Origin of the sequence: Kribbella sandramycini, from assembly GCF_013131805.1 — a bacterium.
Lineage (GTDB): Bacteria > Actinomycetota > Actinomycetes > Propionibacteriales > Kribbellaceae > Kribbella > Kribbella sandramycini.
This window is the reverse complement of record NZ_JABJRC010000003.1, coordinates 622,432-639,193: the sequence shown is the minus strand read 5'-3', so window position 1 is coordinate 639,193 and position 16,762 is coordinate 622,432. Positions and strand designations below refer to the sequence as shown.

Sequence of the window (16,762 nt, the reverse complement as noted above, 5' to 3'; positions counted from 1 at the left end):
GGCTCACCCAGGGAAGGCGGGGCGTGGGCTTGCCCGGGGGGTGGTGGGTTGGCCAACCGGATACTGGCTGGCCAACCCACGCTGTCTTGGGTTTACCCAGCAGACGGTGGGGGGTGCGAGGTGACGACGGGGGTGTCGCCGGACCAGGTGAGTTGGGTGATGTGCATGGTGCGGCCGCGGGGGTCGGTGCCGACCTGGGTTGGGTCCCAGGCGTGGTGGACGAACCAGTCGCGGGTGAAGGCGGTGAGGACCATGTTGTGGCCGGGGCCGGCGGGGGAGGTGAGGATGGGGGCGCCGGATTTGGTGAAGGGGCCGGTGGGGGATGGGCCGGTTGCGTGGCCGACGGCGTACTCGGGCTTGTCGAAGGCGTTGGCGGAGTAGAAGAGGTGGAAGAGGCCGTGGCGTTCGACGACGTAGGGGGCCTCGACGAGTGCTCCTTCCCACGGCAGGTCTTGTTTGATCAGCCGGTACGACGGGCCTTCGAGGGTCAGGCCGTCGGCCGACAGTCGTTGGACGTAGATCCAGGTGTCGACGCCGATCGCGTTGCCGTCGTTCTTCCAGTACAGCCAGAGCGCGCCGGCGGGGTCGCGGAACGGGGAGGCGTCGATCGATCCACCCTCGGCCGCCTGACTGAGAAGTGGCGAAAGAGATTTGTCGACATATGGACCTTCGGCTCGATCAGCCGTCGCAACCCCGACCGCCTGGTGACCGGTGGCGGGGTCGGCGGAGGTGTAGTAGAGCAGATATTGGTTGTCGTGGGCAATTACCTCGGGCGCCCAGACGCGGCCGGGCGCGGTCCAGCCGGGTAACGCGGGGAGCGCGTCGCCGACGCGCTCCCAGGACACCAGATCGGTCGACCGGAGTGTCTGCACGTTGCCCAGCGGCCCGTTCGTGGCGAACGCCAGGAACGCCTCACCCACCGCGAGCACGAACGGGTCGGCGAAGTTGTCGCCGTAGACCGGGTTGGTCATCTCACCGACTCTCGTAGAACTTCAGGTAGTCGAACGTCGCGATCGGGGCCGGGTTCGCGCCGGTGAACTCGCCGTGCGCGTAGAGCCCGAGTTTCGCCGGCGCCGACAGCACCCAGGCGGCGCCCCACGTCCAGTGCTTGCCGTCAACGCTCGTCCCGGCCTGGTAGACGTGCTCGCCGGCCGCGTTCTTGTGATACGCCAGCCGCATCCACTGGGTCGGCGCCGAACATCCGATCGCGGCCGCGCCGTAGTTGGTGGCGCCGTCCGACGGGCGGACGACGAGCTCCCGCCCGTACTCCGTCTGCCGGGTCTTCCAGATCGACACGTTGCCGAGCCGCGCGAAGTCGCTGTCGTTCAGGTAGGCGATCATCCCGGCCTGCTGGTAGTTGCGGATATCGCCCGCACCGGTGTCGAGGTGCAGTTTGGTCTCCGCGATCCACTTGTCCCCCGCGGGCGGCGTGTGGAACAGCAACCCGGCGTTGTTCCCGCCGCCGACCAGATCCGCGTTCTGCAGCGGCCAGGACAGCTTGCCATCGGCAACGACTGCCGCCGCGTCCGGCCGTACCCACGACCAGTTCGCGCCGAGCGCGCCGTTGAAATCGTCACCGGCGAGCAGCTTCCCGGTCTGCGGTACGGCGGCCAATCGCTGCACCGGCTTGGCGACCGGACGCACCGTCAGGTTGTCCACCTCCGCCGACCCGATCCACCGGACCGGCGCCGCCTTCAGCTTCAGCCCCGGCACGTCGAGCCGCGCCTCGGCGTACACCTCGGCCAGCCCGGCGTCGTCCAACCGGGCGGTCACCGTCGAGCCGGAGACCTGGACGCTCAGCTTGTTCCACTGCGTCCGGTCGAAGTCAGCCGGCAGTACGGCGGACGCCGTCCGCCGGCCGACCGTCACAGTGACCTTGCCCCGCGCAACCGAAGCGACGACCTGGTTACCGCCGAGCACCGTGCTGAACGACGAACCCAGCTTCACATCCGCCTCGACCCGCAGCGAACCGGCCGGCGCGGACCGCCGCGTCTGGGCCGCTCCGGAGATCGCCGCCGTCGGACCGCCGAGCGCGTCACCAGGGCGCCTCGCGGCCAACTGCAGTCCACCGGCCGGGTCGGTCGAATTGATCCCCAGCCCTGAGCCCGTGGTCGGCGCGGGCACCGGCCCCTCGGACGGCCCGGCGCCTGCTCGCGTTCGCGGCCAACCGTCGATCCAGTCGATCCGATCGATCAGCATCGGCCGCCGGTTGATCCCGAACGGGTCGGTCAGCCAAGCGTTGTTGCGGTCGATCGCGTGGTAGACGATGTGGTCCTGACCGGCCGCGTCGGTGATGAACGCGTGGTGGCCGGGCCCGATCCACTTGTTGCCGTTCTGGGTGATGACCGTCGTCCCGCCGACGCGTGAGTCGGTCAGCGCGGCGCCGTCGGCGTCCACGAAGGGGCCCTTGGGGGAGCGCGAGCGACCGGCGAAGACCGAGTAGCCGGTGGTCGGCCCGGCGCAGCAGTTCATCGCGGACGCCGTCAGGTAGTACCAGCCGTCGCGATAGACGACGTACGAACCCTCGTACCGGTCGCCGATCGTCACCTGGGTCGGCTCGCCGACCGCGTGCAGACCGTCGGGGGTCAGCTCGGTGACCGAGATGCCGCCGTAGAAACCGCCGTAGTACATGTAGCGCTTGCCGTCGGCCGCGGTCAGCATCGCGGGGTCGATCGTCCCGAAGTAGCCCCCGTTGCCGTCGGGCTTCGGCGTGACCACCGGCCCGTCGGTCGCCGTCCACGGCCCGGACGGCGTCGGCGCGGTCGCGACCCCGATCGCCGGATCGCCGCCGGGGTTGGCCGCGGTGTCGGTGACGGTGAAGTACATGACGTACCGGCCGCCGAAGTAGCGGATGTCGGGCGCCCAGAAGAACGAGCCGGGCGCCGCCCACGCCGGTTTGGTCTGCTCGTTGAAGACTGTGCCGAGGTACTCCCAGGAGCCGAAGTCCTTCGTCCGGGCCATGTGCATCAGGCCGAACGGGCCGTTCGAGACCAGCGGGTCGGAGGTGGCGTAGGCGTACCAGTAGCCGTCGCGGCCCTGGATGATCGCCGGGTCGGCGAACGTGTCGGCGAAACTCGACGAGATCGCGTTGGTGGTCTTGACGCCGGGATCAGGCGCCGCGGTGGCGGCCGACGTACCGGCGGCGACGGTCGCGACCGCCACGGCGGCGGCCAGAAGTCTCTTCGGAGGCACGGGCAGGGGTCTCCTCTCAAGGGGGTGTTGTGGAACTCCAGGCCGTAGCGAGGAGGTGCTCGGTGCGGTGGCTCGGTGCGCGGGGGCGGAGGGCTCGATGCGGAGCATCGTGCCCTTTGCACCCGTGCGGCGAGGTGCCGTGCCGAGTGCCCCGCAGTAGGTCTGGAGTTTCTCAACACCCCCTAAGTCAGGCGGATCAGGTGCCACGAAGCCGGCGGCAGCGTGGCGGTGCAGACGCCGTCGACGAGCTCGGTTCCGTCGATCCGCCGGGGGGTCACCCGGTCCGGATCGGCGGCCGAGTTCACGGCCCCCCGGTCGTCGTCGTACAGGGCGAGGTGCTCGGTCACCGTCAGGCCGGGTGCGAGCGGGATCTCCAGGTCGATCTTGTCCGTCTCGCTTCGGTTCACCACGAAGATCGCGATCTCACCGGTGCGCTCGTCGTAGGTCGCCGTACTCCACAGCGCCGGGACCTTGCCGAACTTCGCGGTCTCCACCTCCGGCCCGTCGACCGCGGTCCGCAGCACGGTCGGGCCGGCGTACTTCGCGGTCAGCGCGAACGGGTGGAAGATCGTCTGCCGCCAGGCGGCGCCGCCCGGCTCGGTGCGGATCGGGGCGATCACGTTGACCAGTTGCGCGAGGCAAGCGATCTTCACCCGGTCGGCGTGCCGGAGCAGCGTGATCAGCAGACTGCCGACCACGACCGCGTCGTCCACGGTGTAGGTGTCCTCGATCAGCGGGCCAACCTCGCGGATGCCGAGGCCGAGCTCACCGGGGAAGTCCTGCTGGCGCCAGACGTTCCACTCGTCGAACGACAAGGTGATCTCCTTGTCGCTGCGCTTGAGCGCCTTGACGTGGTCGGCGGTCGCGATCACCGACGAGATCATCCGGTCCATGTCCTCGGCCGCGGCCAGGAAGCTCGCCTGGTCGCCGTCGCGCGGCTCGTAGTAAGCGTGCAGGCTGATGTGCTCGACCAGGTCGTAGGTCCGTTCCAGGACGACGCGCTCCCACTCGCCGAACGTCGGCATCCCGGAGTTGCTCGAACCGCAGGCGACCAGCTCCAGGCCGGGATCGACGCGGCGCATCGCGTTCGCGGTCTCCTCGGCCAGCCGCGCGTACTCCTCGGCGGTCTTGTGGCCGATCTGCCACGGGCCGTCCATCTCGTTGCCCAAGCACCACACCTTGATCCCGTACGGCGCCTCGTGGCCGTTCGCGACCCGGCGATCGGGGAGCTCGGTCCCGGCCGGCAAGTTGGTGTACGAGACCAGCTCGACGGCCTCCTTGATCCCGCGGGTGCCGAGGTTCACCGCCCAGACCGGCTCGACGCCGGCCTTCCCCGACCAGGCCACGAACTCGTCGGTGCCGAACTGGTTCGGCTCGATCGCCCGCCAGGCCAGGTCGAGTTTGCGCGGCCGCTGGTCCTTCGGGCCGACGCCGTCCTCCCAGTCGTAGTTCGAGACGAAGTTGCCGCCGGGGTAGCGGACGGCGGTGACGCCGAGCTCGCGCACCAGCTCCAGCACGTCCTGCCGGAAACCGTCGGCGTCGGCCGTCACATGCTCCGGCTCGTAGATGCCGGTGTACACACAGCGCCCCATGTGCTCGACGAACGAGCCGAACAACCGCCGGTCCACCGCACCGACGACGAACGCCGGATCCACTACCAGCCGCGCCACCCGAAACCTCCTGCAGAAAGGTGCATTACAACGATTACCGAGGATTGTTACAACGATTGATATCCGCTGTAAACGGCTCAGCCTTTCCGAGCGTGGCAGACTCGGGCAACAGGCTGTGACTGCAACGGGCTGTGACTGGAGGTACGGATGGCGACCAGGCTGAGTGACGTGGCGGCGCGGGCCGGGGTGTCGGTGAAGACGGTGTCCAATGTCATCAACGACTACCCGCACATCACCGCGCACACACGGGCCAAGGTCGAGGCCGCGATCGCCGCGCTCGACTACCGGCCGAACGTGAGCGCCCGGTCGCTGCGCAAGGGCCGCTCCGATTTCATCGCGCTCGCCATCCCGGAGATGGCCTCGGCGTACTTCGCCGAGCTCGGCGCCGCCTTCAGCCGGGCGGCGAAGAAGCGCGGGATCACCGTGCTGATCGAGCAGACCGAGGGTGAGTCCGCCGCCGAGCAGCTGGTGCTCGACGGCATGCGCGGTCAGCTGATCGACGGCATCGTGTTCTCACCGATCACCAGCACGCCGGCCAAGATCGGCGCGGCCGCGAGCGGTAAGCCGCTGATCCTGCTCGGCGAGCGGACGACCGGCGGCACGTTCGACCATGTCGCGGTCGACTCGGTGCAAGCGGCTTTCGACGCGACCACGCACCTGATCTCGCTGGGCCGTCAGCGGATCGCCGCGATCGGCGTCGGCGGCGGTGGCGCCTCGGGGACGGGCGCCGTCCGGCGGAAGGGTTATCGCAAGGCGCTCAAGGCGGCCGGTATCGCGCACGACCCGGCGCTCGAGCTGGCCGGCACCGGCTACCACCGGCTCGACGGCGCCGCCTCGATGCGCGAGCTGCTCGCGCTGCCCGAGCCGCCCGATGCGGTCTTCTGCTTCAACGACCTGCTCGCACTCGGCGCGCTCCGCACCCTGGCCGACGCCGGGCTGTCAGTTCCCGGCGACGTCGCGGTCGTCGGCTTCGACGACATCGAGGACGGCCGCTACCACTCGCCGTCCCTGACCACTATCTCCCCGGACAAGGAGTGGCTCGCCGAGCATACCGTCGCGCTGCTGCTGGAGCGGATCGCCGGGAGCGGTGAGGCCGAACGTCGCAGCCTCACCGTCCCGTACACGTTGGAGATCCGGGAGTCGACCGCCGGTTAGAAGGCTGCTGCGCAGGCCGTCAGGTTGGCGGTGACGCCGGCGCCGCGGGCGACGGTGATCGATCGGGTCTCGAGGACCTGACCGGTCGGTCGCTCACAGGTCAGCGTCCACGACTCGGTGCCGCCGCCGTTCTGGATGGTGATCGGGCGGGTCGACGGGTTGGCGTGGTACGTGTAGCTGCCGCCCGCCGGCACGGTCATCGTGGTCTCCAGGACGTCGGGCAACAGCGTGCCGTTCCACGTCTTGGTGGTGAACGACTTCTTCAGCCGCAGGACGGCGCCCGCCGGGCCGCTCCCGGTGATGACCGAGTGCCGCGCCGGGTTGATCGTCGACTCGGCGGCGATCAGGTACGCCTCCCGGTTGCCCTTACCCGCCGTACTGCCGGAGCCGAAGTAGTAGTTGACCACGTTCGAGAACGCCGGGTGGAAGCTGCTGGCGCCGTGCTCGAAGGTGAAGCCGAGGCCGCCGGTCGCGTAGTACGACCAGTCCTCGGTGGTGCCGGTGGTGTCGTAGAGCTGGTAGGACTTCTGGCTCGTGTAGGCGTTCTGCGCGGCCATCTGGTCACCGAGCGACTTGTAGACCGTCTCGTCCGGGGTGTTCGCGGCGCTGGCGTAGCCCGGCGGGCGCAGGACGAGGTTGGAGTACGTGTGGTTGGTGATCAGCGTGGTCACCTGATGCGCCGACACCAGCGACTGGATGTTGCGGGTCTCCGGCTCGCTGAACGCGCCCGGCCCGCGGTAGGTCTCCGAGGTCAGGCTGGTCGAGGCGCCCGGGCCGCCCCAGAAGCCGGAGTAGTTCCGGTTCGGGTCGACACCGCGGGACTGGTTCGACGACTGCGCGCACTGGCCGGCAGTCGGTAGCTGGCCGTTGGTGATCCGGCAGTTCTTCCGCTTCATCTCGTAGCCGAGCGTGCGGCTCAGGTTGAAGCCGTCCGGGTTCACCACCGGGACGATGATCACCTTCGACTTGGCCAGGATGTTCGTGATCCGCGCGTTCGTGCCGTCGTTCTGCAGCAGGTCGTACGCGAACTCGATGGTCAGCTCACCCGACGGCCACTCCCGCGCGTGGTGCAGGCCCATCATCAGGAACACCGGCTTGCCGCTGCTGGTCGCGACGTCGTGCGAGATCTCCAGCCCCTGAACGGTCCGGCCCTCGAGCGACTTCTCCTTGAGCGTGATCAGCTTGGCCTTGGTCGGGTACTGCTGCGCCAGGCTTGCCAGGTTGCTGTTGAAGTCCGCGAGCTGCCGGTACGACGTCCGGCCACTGGGCAAGGTGGCGAGGATCTTCCGGCTCTTCACGGCCTGCGCGTACTCCGCGTCGGCCTTCTCCCGCTCCCGGTCGGCGCCTTCGAGGTCGTCCTCGAGTGTCTTCCAGGTGAAACCGGCCAACCGCAGCAGGCGCTGATCGCTGCTGCCGTAGGCGACCACGTCGACGAAACCGGGACCGGCCGATTCGGCCAGGTCGAGATCCAGACTTGTCAGCCGCTTCCGGTCGGCCTGCGTCGGGGTGTTCACCCGAAGCAACTGGATCAGCTCGCCGGCCTCGGCGGCCTCCAGCTTCCGATCCGGCGGCGCCGAAGCCTGCACGGCAGCAGGCAGTTGGCTCCCGGCGCCCACGGCGAGAACCGCCGCGAGCGCGAGGGGAACAAGTCGAGTCCATCGGGCGGGACGGAACACGATGACCTCCAGTAGTTGAGGCATTGCATGCGGTAACTGGAGGGTAGAGGTCACACCGGGTAGGCGGAAGCGATTGTCCAGGTGGCGAGGGACAACCTTCGCGCTACCGGTAACCCGCAAGCTGCCGCGCGATCCCGCGGGTCGCGTCGGTCGAGCCGGCGACCACTCGGAGGACGGCGTTCCGCAGCGGACGGACCGGCCGCGGTACGTTCGCCAGTCGGGTCAGCCGATGCGCGAGCGCGATCACCCGGACCGCCTCGGCCCGCCCGCGGACGGCGTACTCGTCGAGCTCTCGCTCATCGCCGGTCGCGAGCGCGGTGGACAGCGCGCCGGCCAGGCTGATCGCGTCCCGGAGTCCGAGGTTCATGCCCTGGCCGCCGGCTGGGCTGTGCGTGTGGGCCGAGTCGCCGGCGAGCAGCACCCGGCCCGCGCGGTAGCTGTCGGCGACCCGCTCGTGGATCCGGAAGCGCGATCCCCAGACCACCTCTGTCACCGTGGCCTTCGAGCCCCGCGCATCGATCAGCCCTTGGGCAAACGCGAGATCCGGATGCTCCGGCGCATCGGCCACCTCGGCAACCAGCCGGAACGAGCCGTCCGGTAGCGGCGCGACCACGAGCAGGCCGGCCTTTGCGAAGTAGAGCGCAACCTCGTCGGCGTGCAGCCCGCCGTCCACCCGGACGTCGACCAGGCTGCACGACAACGAGAGCGTGTCACCGGGCATCGTGATCCCGGCCAGCTCACGGATCGTGCTGTGCATCCCGTCCGCGGCGACGACGTACTGGGCGTCGATGACCTGACCGTCGTCGAGCGTGACATGCGCGGCGTCGGCGTCCTGGGTCAGCGCGGCCGCGCTCCGCGGGCGGAGCACCGAACCACCGAGCTCTTCGAGCCGATCGAGGAGGACCTGCTCGGTCGTCGACTGCGGGATCATCAGCGTGTAGGCGTATGCGCTGGGCAGCTCGCGCATGCTGACCGGGACCAGCACCCGCTCACCCTCGCGAATCGTGAAGTCCTGCAGCGGCAACCCGAGCTCGACGAGCCGCTTGCTGACGCCGATCGTCTCCAGCATCTCCAGCGTCCGCGCGTGGATCACCGCCGCCCGCGAGGTGTTCGCCCCGGCCGCCAACCGATCGACGACCAGCACGCTGCGCCCCTGCTGCCGGAGCGCGGCCGCCGCCGCGAGCCCGACCGGTCCCGCACCCACCACCACGACATCCATGGCCAACTCCCTTGTCAACGCTTGTTGACTTTTACTGTAGGAAGACCGATGGAGAAAGTCAACGCTTGTTGGCATATGCTGCGGACCATGACGGAGCGGAAATCGGACCGGACGCGGGCGGCGATCCTCGCGGCCGCGCGGGAGCGGTTCGGCGGTGACGGGTACGAGCGCGCCACGATTCGCGCGATCGCGGCCGACGCGGCGATCGATCCGGCGATGGTGATCCGCTACTTCGGGACCAAGGAGAAGCTGTTCGCCGCGGCCGCCGAGTTCGACCTGCGGCTGCCGGCGCTATCGCCGGGCCCCGGCGCGGGCGAGGCGCTCGTCCGGCATTTCCTGGTCCGCTGGGAGGACGACGACACGCTCAAGGCGCTCCTGCGCAGTGCGGTCACCAACCCGCAGGCCGCCGACCGGATGCGGGAGCTGTTCGCCACCCAGCTCGCGCCGGCGCTGGCCCGCCTCGCCGTCGACGACCCCGCGACCCGAGCCGGCCTGGTCGCAACGCAGGCCCTCGGCTTTGCGCTCTGTCGCTACATCCTCGAGTTGCCACCGGTCGCGGCGCTGAGCCACGACGCCGCGGTCGCCGCGTTGGCGCCCGCGATCAATCACTACCTCACGGAGCCACTGACAGCCAGCGAGTGACGGCCGGCAGCGTCTCTTCGAGCGGCGGCAGGTGGGGATGCCACTTGGTTTCCCACTCCAGGGAGAGCGGGTACTCCGAGCCGGCCAGCGCTTCGAGCAGCTGCTGGATCGGGTAGTCGCCGGCTTCGACGGCGACCGGTCTGTAGGCCTGTGCCGAGTCGGACTGTTTGATCTGGACGAACTCGAGCCAGGGGCGGAGCAGGGCGAACGCTTCGGCCGGGGTCTCGCCGTGGGACCAGGTGTGGGCGCTGTCCCAGATGACGCGGACGTTGTGGTCGGAGACCGAGTTGTCGATCAGCGTGAGCAGCGCGGCCATCTTGGCGCCGGCCGAGTGCGAGTCGTGGGTCTCGAGCAGGATGCGGGAGGTTTTGGCCGCCTGCGTGACCCGGTCGAGGGCACGGATCTCACCGGCCGACGGGGAATCCGGCGTACCGGGGTCGTCACCGGGGAAGACGCGGACGCCGCGGGCGCCCAGATCGGCCGCGAGTTCGAGGTGGGCGTCGAGCGGCTGCTCCTCGACGGCGCAGAGTTTCACGTAGCTGCTGATCGCGAGGATCTCCAGGCCGGCGTCCTCGATCCGGTTGCGGAGCGTGCGCCGCTCGGCCGCGGTCAGCGCGGTGTTGGTGAACTCGTCGGGCGCGGCGCGCAACTCCAACCCGCCGATGTCGTTGCCTTCGGCAAGCTTCAGGACCTGGTCGAGCGGTGCGCCCGGGCAGCCGAGCGTGGAGAAGGCGAAGGCCATCTGTCAGGTCCAGCGCCGGCGCGGGTGCGTCCGGGGGGCATTCGGGTCCGGCTCTTCGGCCGGCTGCTGGGGCTGGCCGTAGGACGAGTAGTCCGTGGCCGGCTCGGAGTACTGCGAGGTGTACGAGTCGCTGGAGTACGAGCTCGGGGTGTAGCTGTCGTAGGAGGTCTCGGACGAGGTGGTGTACTCCGAGCCGCTGTAGCTGGTCGGGGTGTACGACTCGTACGAGCCGCCCTCGTAGCTCGTGCTCGTGTAGTCCGAGTTGTAGCCGTACTGACCGGAGTCGTAGCTGCTCGAGTACTCCGAGGTGTACGACGACGTGTAGTCCGTCGACGGCGCAGCCGGCTCCTGGTACGACGACTGGTAGCTCGACGACTCGTACGACGCGGCGGCGCCGTACTCGTAGCTCGACGGGCTCTCGGACGGGTACGACGACGGCTCCGGCCCGTACGACGGGACCTGCGGCAGCGGCTTGGACGGCGTCAGGTAGTCCTCGCCGTGGGTCGGTAGGACCGGCGCGGGCTCGTAGTACTCCGCGGCCGGCTGCTGCACCGTCGACGGGCTGTCCACCGCGACCCGAGCGGCCCGGCGACCAGCGCGCGCAACGGGCGCGGGCTCAGGCTCGGGTGCGGTTTCGGCCTCCGCGGGGGAGGACGTCGAGGTCAGGTAGTCAGAAGTCGTTTCGTACGAGGTGTACGGCTCCGAGTAGCTGCTCGCCCAGGACGGCTCGGGGTCGGCCTGCTGCTGCGGCTGGTACGCGTACGGGTCGGCAACCGGCTGGACGGCGGGCGACTCGTCGAGCCAGCGGCTCGTCGTCGACGCGGTCAGCGGGTCCGCCTGCGGCTCGCCGCTGAGGTACTCGTTCCAGGACGGCTTCAGCGGCTGGTACGCCGTCTGCTCGGCCGTGCTGCCGGTGTCGTCCTGCCAGGTCGACACGGCGTCGAACTGCTCCGTCGACGGGCCGGCGTCCTTGTCGTCGTCCTGCCAGCTCTGCGCGACCGGTGCGAACGGGCTCCACTTCGGCGTCTCCTCGGCGGCCGCGCCGTCACCCGGGAAGGACTCGGCCGGGAAGGCGCTGGCGGCCGGAGCGAACGGACTGGCCGCGGGCGGCGGCGTCGCCGCGCCACCACCGGCGAGCTGCAGCTCGGGCTGCCGCTCCAGCCGACGGGTCGGGGACGACGGCAGCACCTGCGCCGCGGCGGCGATCGGCTCGGCGATCGCGGGCTGCTCGTCGGTGTCGTCGTTCGCGTAGGTCGGGACCGCGGTCAGCTTCGGCTCGCGCTGGTCCCACCACGGGACCCACTCGCGCTCGGTCTGCATCGCGGTGATCTTGCGGATCACCATCGTCGCGGCGACCGCGGAGACCGCGGTCAGCAGCAGCGACGCCGTGCCCGCCAGGGCGATCCCGCGCAGCGACCCGACGGTCGCCTCCATCCACATCAGGAAGCGGCGGACGACCACGTCGAACGCGAGAGCGCCGATCCAGGCGACCCACCAGACAGAGGTGAGGGTCGGAGTCCTGAATCGGCGCAGGTCGTCGGTGTAGACCGGAGTCTTCGGATCGGAGGCGAGCCAGACGTCGTCCACGATCTGCTTGGGGTACCAGAGGTTCGGGCCCGGGCAGAACCAGCTGGCCAGCACCCAGCCGTGGCTGCGGCGATGATCGGCCTGGCAGAAGACCTCGGAGTTCACCCGGGCGCGCCACAGCCAGATCACGAAGACCACGGCGGCGGCGACGGAGATGATGACGTTGGGGACCGCGGTGACCTTGGCGATGGCGTCGGCGCGGTTCAGATCCGCGTCGTCGACGTTCGGCATCCCGCCGAGGTAGCGGTGGACGACGGAATACGTGTTCCAGTCGGACCAGGTGGAGAGTAGGTGGGTGACCGTCGACGCGCCGAGCAGGCCGATGGCGATCTTTCCGATCGTCCCGATCTGCTGGAACTCTTCAGCTGCGTGCGGCTGCCACTCTTCTTCTTGGTTCTGTACAGCAGACAGAACTGCTGGTTGCGGGTGGCTCACGTCGTGCGTCCCTCGCGTTGCTGGAACTCCGTCTGTTCGGCGTCTCGGCCAAAACCTGCCCCCGCATGACCGAGCCACATTGATACCACGAAGTAGGTACGCCTGAGGAGTCGGTCCCAGCACGGAGGGTATCGACTTAACGTGTTCTTTTCGTACGGCCATCACCTCTTGTAACGAGGCATCCGACGGCGTGTAACGGTTTGGTTTACCGCGCAGGAGGTTGGAAGCCGGACTCCCGCTCGCCGGCCGCCCACCAGGGCACCCACGGCCGGTTCGTCTGCAGCTCGTCGATCCGCGCGATCAGCTGGACCGCGAGGACGGCGGCCGCGGTGGTGAAGATCGCCGAGATCGTGGACAGGATCACGTTCGTCCGCAGGTCGTGGGCCTCGGTCGCGCCGCCGAGCACACCGCGCTGGACGATGTTGCCGGTGACGAGGCCGACCACCCAGGTGATCCACCAGACCCAGACCAGCCGGGTGCCGGGGACGTCGCGCAGCGACTCGGTCCGCGGCGGCGTCCGCGGATCGCTGGCCGCGACGATGTCGTCGACGACCTGTTTGGGGTACCAGAGGTTCACCACCGGGCAGATCCAGCTGCCGAGCACCCAGCCGCGGGTGAACCGGTGCTCGCCGCGGCAGAACATCTCGGCGTTCCAGCGGACCCGCCACAGCCAGACGATGAAGACGGCGGCCGACGCGAACAGGACGACGCCCGCGACGATCCCGAGCAGACCGGAGACGATCGCCGCCTCGGCCAGCTGGTCGTGATCGTCGCCGTACCGAACGACTGTTTGGTAGGAGTACCAGTCGGACCAGGCGGTCGCCCAGGTGGTCAGAGTGACGGCGACGACGAGGACGGACGCGGCCACGCCCAGCGTGCGCTCCGACGAGAACCATCGGTCCAGCGGCGGTTGCTGCGGCCGGGTCGCCATGGATCAGAAATAGCACAACACCCTGTGACCGGGCGAGGACATCAGGTTGTCGCGGAAAGTGTCCGTGCCGACGGGGAAGATGGTGCCCATGCGCTGGTCAGTGGTCGACTCACCCATCGGCGAGCTGTCACTCGCGGTGGACGATGCCGGGTTGTGCCGGGTCACGTTCCAGCGGCTCGACCGGCCGGCGGCATCCGATCCGCTGCTGTCGCGAGCGGCCGAACAGCTGACGGCGTACTTCGCGGGCGAGCTGCAGGAGTTCGACCTGCCGCTCTCGGTGCGCAGCGGCTCGGAGTTCGAGCGGGCGGTCTGGGGTCAGCTGAGCAAGATCCCCTACGGCGAGATGCAGACGTACGGCGAGGTCGCGCGGATCGTCGGCGACGCCGGGGCCGCGCGCGCCGTCGGCACGGCCTGCAACCGCAATCCGCTCCCCGTCGTCGTGCCCTGCCACCGGGTCGTCGGCGCCGGCGGCAAGATGGTCGGCTTCGGCGGTGGCATCCCCACCAAGCGGCATCTGCTCGAGCTGGAAGCCCGGATCAGCTTCGAAGACCGATGGACCTGAGTGTGCATCTGCTGTACACGCTCCGAAACCTGACGAAGATCTGACACCGACATAGCCTCTTTCGGCGCGCCTCGTTGGACACGACAGGACTACCGTTGCTAATCGCGACTGATTCGTCACGTTTCAAGCCATCGTTTCAGTCGCGCCACCTCCTGCCTCGGAAGACGCCCACATGACGAAGACCCGCTCGACCGCCCACCTCCACCCCGACCTGAGCGCGCTGATGGACAAGAGCGCCGAGGACTGGACCGCGCCCGAAATCCAGGACGCCGCCCGGTCGGCTCTCCACGCGCACGCACCCGACCGCGAGCCACTGACCTGGATCCGCCGCTTCGGCGTCCTGCCCTGGCTGCACCGCAACCACGCGGTCTGCACCGACTGCGGCGGCACCTACCCCTGTATCACTCACCGCTACGCGGCCCAACTGCTCTCGGCCGGCCGCTACTCGATCGCCCGGCCCGACCACGACGCCGACGAACCCCTGCCGAACTGATTTCGACACACACGAAGGCCGCGGCCCCCAGGTGGGGATCGCGGCCTTCGTCGTTGCGGTACCTACTCAGGAGTCCGTGGGCTTGGGGTCCGTGGACTTCCGGGCGGTGGTGGTCTTCTTGGCCGCGCCGTTGGACGCCGCCTTCACGTCGGCCTCGTCCTTGGCGTCCGCCTTGGCCTCGGCCTTCGGCTCCGCCGCCTTCGGGGTGTCCGCCTTCGGAGCCGCCGGCTTGGCGGCCTCGGGCTTGGGCGCGTCGGCCTTCGGGGCGTCGGCCTTGGCGTGCCCGTTCGACGTCGCGGTGTCGGGTCGCGGCGCCGGGGCGGAGCTGTAGTCGCGGCCGCTGGTCGGGGTCGACTGCCAGGCCGGCTCCGGCGGGGTCAGCAGCTTCTTGAGCGCCGCCGCGGCGAGCGCGCCGAGCCCGAGGAACAGCACCGCCGTCCGCAGCTTGTGGCTCTTCTTCGTCGGCGCGTCGATCTCACCGCGGAGCGCGGCCTTGGTGGCCTTGCCCCGGCGCGTCGTCTCCTCGACGACGGGCTCGGCGGCCGCGGCCAGCGACGCCAGCGCGGCGGTCACCTTCGGCAGCACGTCGTCGTTGAACCGCTCACGCGCCTTCTCGGCGGCCTGCTCGGTGGCCGGGCCGACCTTGGCCAGCGCGTCATCGATCACCGGGCCGGCCTTTTCGACCGCGACATGGGCCAGGTGCGCGCCCCGCTCGACAGCCTTCTCGGCGTACGGCGACACCTTCTCCCGTGCGGTGCCCACGGCCGGGCCGAGGTGGTCACGGACCTGACCAACGGCCGGTCCGATCCGATCCGACGCCGACTCGGCGAACGGCCGAACCCGGTCCTTCGCGGTCTCGACTCTGCCCTTGGACTTCCTCAAACCCACGGTTCCCTCCTCATGCCGTGCGCGGCCCTCGCCACGGATACAACTCTGGACAAATCCGGTCTTGTCTGCATCGTACGCGTACCCAGTTGTCAAACCCCGTGGGTCAGGTGCGGAGATTTTTGGGGTCGCATGACAGGATCGACGCTGTCAGTAGGTAAACCGACTAGGAGTGACACCCGTGGCCGAAGAGCTGTACGCGACCCTGCAGACGACGAAGGGTGACGTCGTCATCCGGCTGTTCCCGAACCACGCGCCGAAGACCGTGGAGAACTTCGTCGGGCTCGCCGAGGGCACCAAGGAGTGGACGGACCCGCAGACCGGGCAGCCGAGCCACGAGAAGTTCTACGACGGCCTGGGCTTCCACCGCGTCATCGACGGCTTCATGATCCAGGGCGGCTGCCCGCTCGGGACCGGGACCGGCACGCCGGGCTACCAGTTCGACGACGAGATCCACCCGGAGCTCCAGTTCGACCGTCCGTACCTGCTCGCGATGGCGAACGCCGGCATCCAGTTCGGCCAGGGCACCAACGGCTCGCAGTTCTTCGTGACCGTGGTCCCGACCCCGCACCTGAACCGCAAGCACACGATCTTCGGCGAGGTCGTCGACGCCGAGTCGCAGAAGGTCGTGGACGCGATCGCCACCGCGCCGACCGCCCCGGGCGACCGGCCGATCGACCCGATCGTGATCAACAACGTGGTCATCGAGCGCAAGAACGCCTGATCCCACCTGCGGGGCCGGCCTTCCCGGCCCCGCACCTCGGTCTTGTTGAAAGGACTCCGCCCCGTGACAGGGACCGTCTGCTACCGGCACCCGGACCGGCCCGCCGGAGTCCGCTGCCAGCGCTGTGACAAGCCGATCTGCCCCGCCTGTATGAACAGCGCGGCCGTCGGCTTCCAATGCCCGCAGTGCTTCTCGGACGGCGTGAAGTCGATCCCCCGGACCCGGACGTCGCTGGGCGGCATCCAGCGCGCGAACGGGCAGCTCGTCACCTTCGTGCTGATCGCGATCAACATCTTCGTGTTCGTCGTTCTCCAGGTCAGCCCACAAGCGCGGGCGAGCCTGCCGTTGACTCCGATGTACGTGGCGGCCGAGCCGTGGCGGCTCATCACCGGCGACTTCAGCCACTTCCAGCTCTGGCACATCCTGGCCAACATGCTCGCGCTCTACCAGTTCGGCCTGGTCCTGGAGCGGATGCTCGGCCGGCTCCGCTTCACGCTGCTCTACCTGGGGGCCGCCCTCGGCGGCAGCGTCGTGGTCTGGCTGTTCAGCGCACCCGGTATGCCGACGGTCGGCGCGTCCGGCGCCGTCCTGGGTCTGGTCGGCGCGCTGCTGGTGATCGAGCGCTCCCGCAACCTCGACGTCAGCTGGATCGTCGGGTACGTCGGCATCACCGCCCTGCTCACCTTCCTGCTGCCGTTCATCTCCTGGCAGGGTCACCTCGGCGGCTTCCTGGCCGGCGCCGGCCTCGGCTGGCTCTTCCTCCAGGACACCAACCGCCGCCGGAACAAGGCCTTCCGCTGACCCGCGGGTAACTAATACGGCCTAGGCCACATTTTCCGCTCGGTTGGA

The 16,762-nt window shown here is 69.3% G+C and carries 15 protein-coding genes; 6 read left to right on the top strand and 9 right to left on the bottom strand.

From position 1 onward, the window contains the following. Positions 1-92: 92 nt before the first annotated feature. The 3 genes from HPO96_RS16560 to arfA all read right to left on the bottom strand — a co-directional run bounded on the left by HPO96_RS16560 (position 93) and on the right by arfA (position 4,862). On the bottom strand, positions 93-971 hold the full coding sequence (locus HPO96_RS16560; RefSeq protein WP_171674333.1) for a glycoside hydrolase family 43 protein: 879 nt from the start codon (positions 969-971) through the stop codon (positions 93-95). Position 972: 1 nt separating this feature from the next. Beyond that, positions 973-3,192, bottom strand: coding sequence for a family 43 glycosylhydrolase (locus HPO96_RS16555; protein ID WP_337796663.1), 2,220 nt, complete (start codon positions 3,190-3,192; stop codon positions 973-975). 182 nt (positions 3,193-3,374) lie between these two features. Further along, positions 3,375-4,862 carry an arabinosylfuranosidase ArfA gene (arfA, locus tag HPO96_RS16550; RefSeq protein ID WP_171674331.1) on the bottom strand — a complete coding sequence of 496 codons (1,488 nt, stop codon included), beginning with the start codon at positions 4,860-4,862 and terminating at the stop codon, positions 3,375-3,377. A gap of 147 nt (positions 4,863-5,009) precedes the next feature. Here arfA and HPO96_RS16545 point away from each other — a divergent pair, with 147 nt between their 5' ends. Continuing rightward, a complete protein-coding gene (locus HPO96_RS16545) occupies positions 5,010-6,017 on the top strand; it encodes a LacI family DNA-binding transcriptional regulator (RefSeq protein WP_171674330.1) in 1,008 nt (335 codons plus the stop codon). Here the strand turns inward: HPO96_RS16545 and HPO96_RS16540 are convergent. Together HPO96_RS16540 and HPO96_RS16535 are read right to left on the bottom strand one after the other, a co-directional pair. Then, entirely contained in the window at positions 6,014-7,633 is a 1,620-nt protein-coding gene (locus tag HPO96_RS16540) for a M14 family zinc carboxypeptidase (RefSeq protein WP_171674329.1), read from the bottom strand. The genes HPO96_RS16545 and HPO96_RS16540 overlap by 4 nt on opposite strands. Positions 7,634-7,796: 163 nt before the next feature. Beyond that, positions 7,797-8,912, bottom strand: coding sequence for an FAD-dependent oxidoreductase (locus HPO96_RS16535; RefSeq protein WP_171674328.1), 1,116 nt, complete (start codon positions 8,910-8,912; stop codon positions 7,797-7,799). An 87-nt stretch (positions 8,913-8,999) separates the two neighbouring features. On the opposite strand from HPO96_RS16535, the gene HPO96_RS16530 reads away from it, so the two are divergent. After that, positions 9,000-9,554, top strand: coding sequence for a TetR/AcrR family transcriptional regulator (locus HPO96_RS16530; RefSeq protein WP_171674327.1), 555 nt, complete (start codon positions 9,000-9,002; stop codon positions 9,552-9,554). On the opposite strand, the gene HPO96_RS16525 is transcribed toward HPO96_RS16530, so the two are convergent. The 3 genes from HPO96_RS16525 to HPO96_RS16515 all read right to left on the bottom strand — a co-directional run bounded on the left by HPO96_RS16525 (position 9,526) and on the right by HPO96_RS16515 (position 13,249). Further along, positions 9,526-10,296: a sugar phosphate isomerase/epimerase family protein gene (locus HPO96_RS16525; protein WP_171674326.1), complete on the bottom strand. Its 771-nt coding sequence runs from the start codon at positions 10,294-10,296 to the stop codon at positions 9,526-9,528. The two genes, HPO96_RS16530 and HPO96_RS16525, sit on opposite strands and share 29 nt — an antisense overlap. 3 nt (positions 10,297-10,299) lie before the next feature. Beyond that, entirely contained in the window at positions 10,300-12,318 is a 2,019-nt protein-coding gene (locus tag HPO96_RS16520; RefSeq protein ID WP_171674325.1) for a DUF4328 domain-containing protein, read from the bottom strand. A gap of 205 nt (positions 12,319-12,523) precedes the next feature. Then, positions 12,524-13,249: a DUF4328 domain-containing protein gene (locus tag HPO96_RS16515; protein WP_171674324.1), complete on the bottom strand. Its 726-nt coding sequence runs from the start codon at positions 13,247-13,249 to the stop codon at positions 12,524-12,526. Positions 13,250-13,337: 88 nt separating this feature from the next. Here HPO96_RS16515 and HPO96_RS16510 point away from each other — a divergent pair, with 88 nt between their 5' ends. Beyond that, positions 13,338-13,811, top strand: a complete 474-nt coding sequence (locus HPO96_RS16510) for a methylated-DNA--[protein]-cysteine S-methyltransferase (protein ID WP_171674323.1) — start codon at positions 13,338-13,340, stop codon at positions 13,809-13,811. Positions 13,812-13,983: 172 nt separating this feature from the next. Beyond that, on the top strand, positions 13,984-14,304 hold the full coding sequence (locus HPO96_RS16505) for a hypothetical protein (RefSeq protein WP_171674322.1): 321 nt from the start codon (positions 13,984-13,986) through the stop codon (positions 14,302-14,304). A 66-nt stretch (positions 14,305-14,370) separates the two neighbouring features. On the opposite strand, the gene HPO96_RS16500 is transcribed toward HPO96_RS16505, so the two are convergent. Further along, positions 14,371-15,192 carry a DUF5324 family protein gene (locus tag HPO96_RS16500; RefSeq protein WP_171674321.1) on the bottom strand — a complete coding sequence of 274 codons (822 nt, stop codon included), beginning with the start codon at positions 15,190-15,192 and terminating at the stop codon, positions 14,371-14,373. A gap of 178 nt (positions 15,193-15,370) precedes the next feature. Here HPO96_RS16500 and HPO96_RS16495 point away from each other — a divergent pair, with 178 nt between their 5' ends. Then, positions 15,371-15,913 (top strand): peptidylprolyl isomerase, encoded by a 543-nt coding sequence (locus HPO96_RS16495; protein WP_171674320.1) that lies wholly within the window; start codon positions 15,371-15,373, stop codon positions 15,911-15,913. Between the two features lie 63 nt (positions 15,914-15,976). Further along, positions 15,977-16,714: a rhomboid family intramembrane serine protease gene (locus HPO96_RS16490; RefSeq protein ID WP_171674319.1), complete on the top strand. Its 738-nt coding sequence runs from the start codon at positions 15,977-15,979 to the stop codon at positions 16,712-16,714. Positions 16,715-16,762: the final 48 nt, after the last annotated feature.

Coding starts and splice junctions, on each gene's coding strand:
- HPO96_RS16560 (WP_171674333.1), bottom strand. CDS start 971: ATGACCAACCCGGTCTACGGCGACAACTTCGCCGACCCGTTCGTGCTC.
- HPO96_RS16545 (WP_171674330.1), top strand. CDS start 5,010: ATGGCGACCAGGCTGAGTGACGTGGCGGCGCGGGCCGGGGTGTCGGTG.
- HPO96_RS16535 (WP_171674328.1), bottom strand. CDS start 8,912: ATGGATGTCGTGGTGGTGGGTGCGGGACCGGTCGGGCTCGCGGCGGCG.
- HPO96_RS16530 (WP_171674327.1), top strand. CDS start 9,000: ATGACGGAGCGGAAATCGGACCGGACGCGGGCGGCGATCCTCGCGGCC.
- HPO96_RS16525 (WP_171674326.1), bottom strand. CDS start 10,296: ATGGCCTTCGCCTTCTCCACGCTCGGCTGCCCGGGCGCACCGCTCGAC.
- HPO96_RS16515 (WP_171674324.1), bottom strand. CDS start 13,249: ATGGCGACCCGGCCGCAGCAACCGCCGCTGGACCGATGGTTCTCGTCG.
- HPO96_RS16510 (WP_171674323.1), top strand. CDS start 13,338: ATGCGCTGGTCAGTGGTCGACTCACCCATCGGCGAGCTGTCACTCGCG.
- HPO96_RS16505 (WP_171674322.1), top strand. CDS start 13,984: ATGACGAAGACCCGCTCGACCGCCCACCTCCACCCCGACCTGAGCGCG.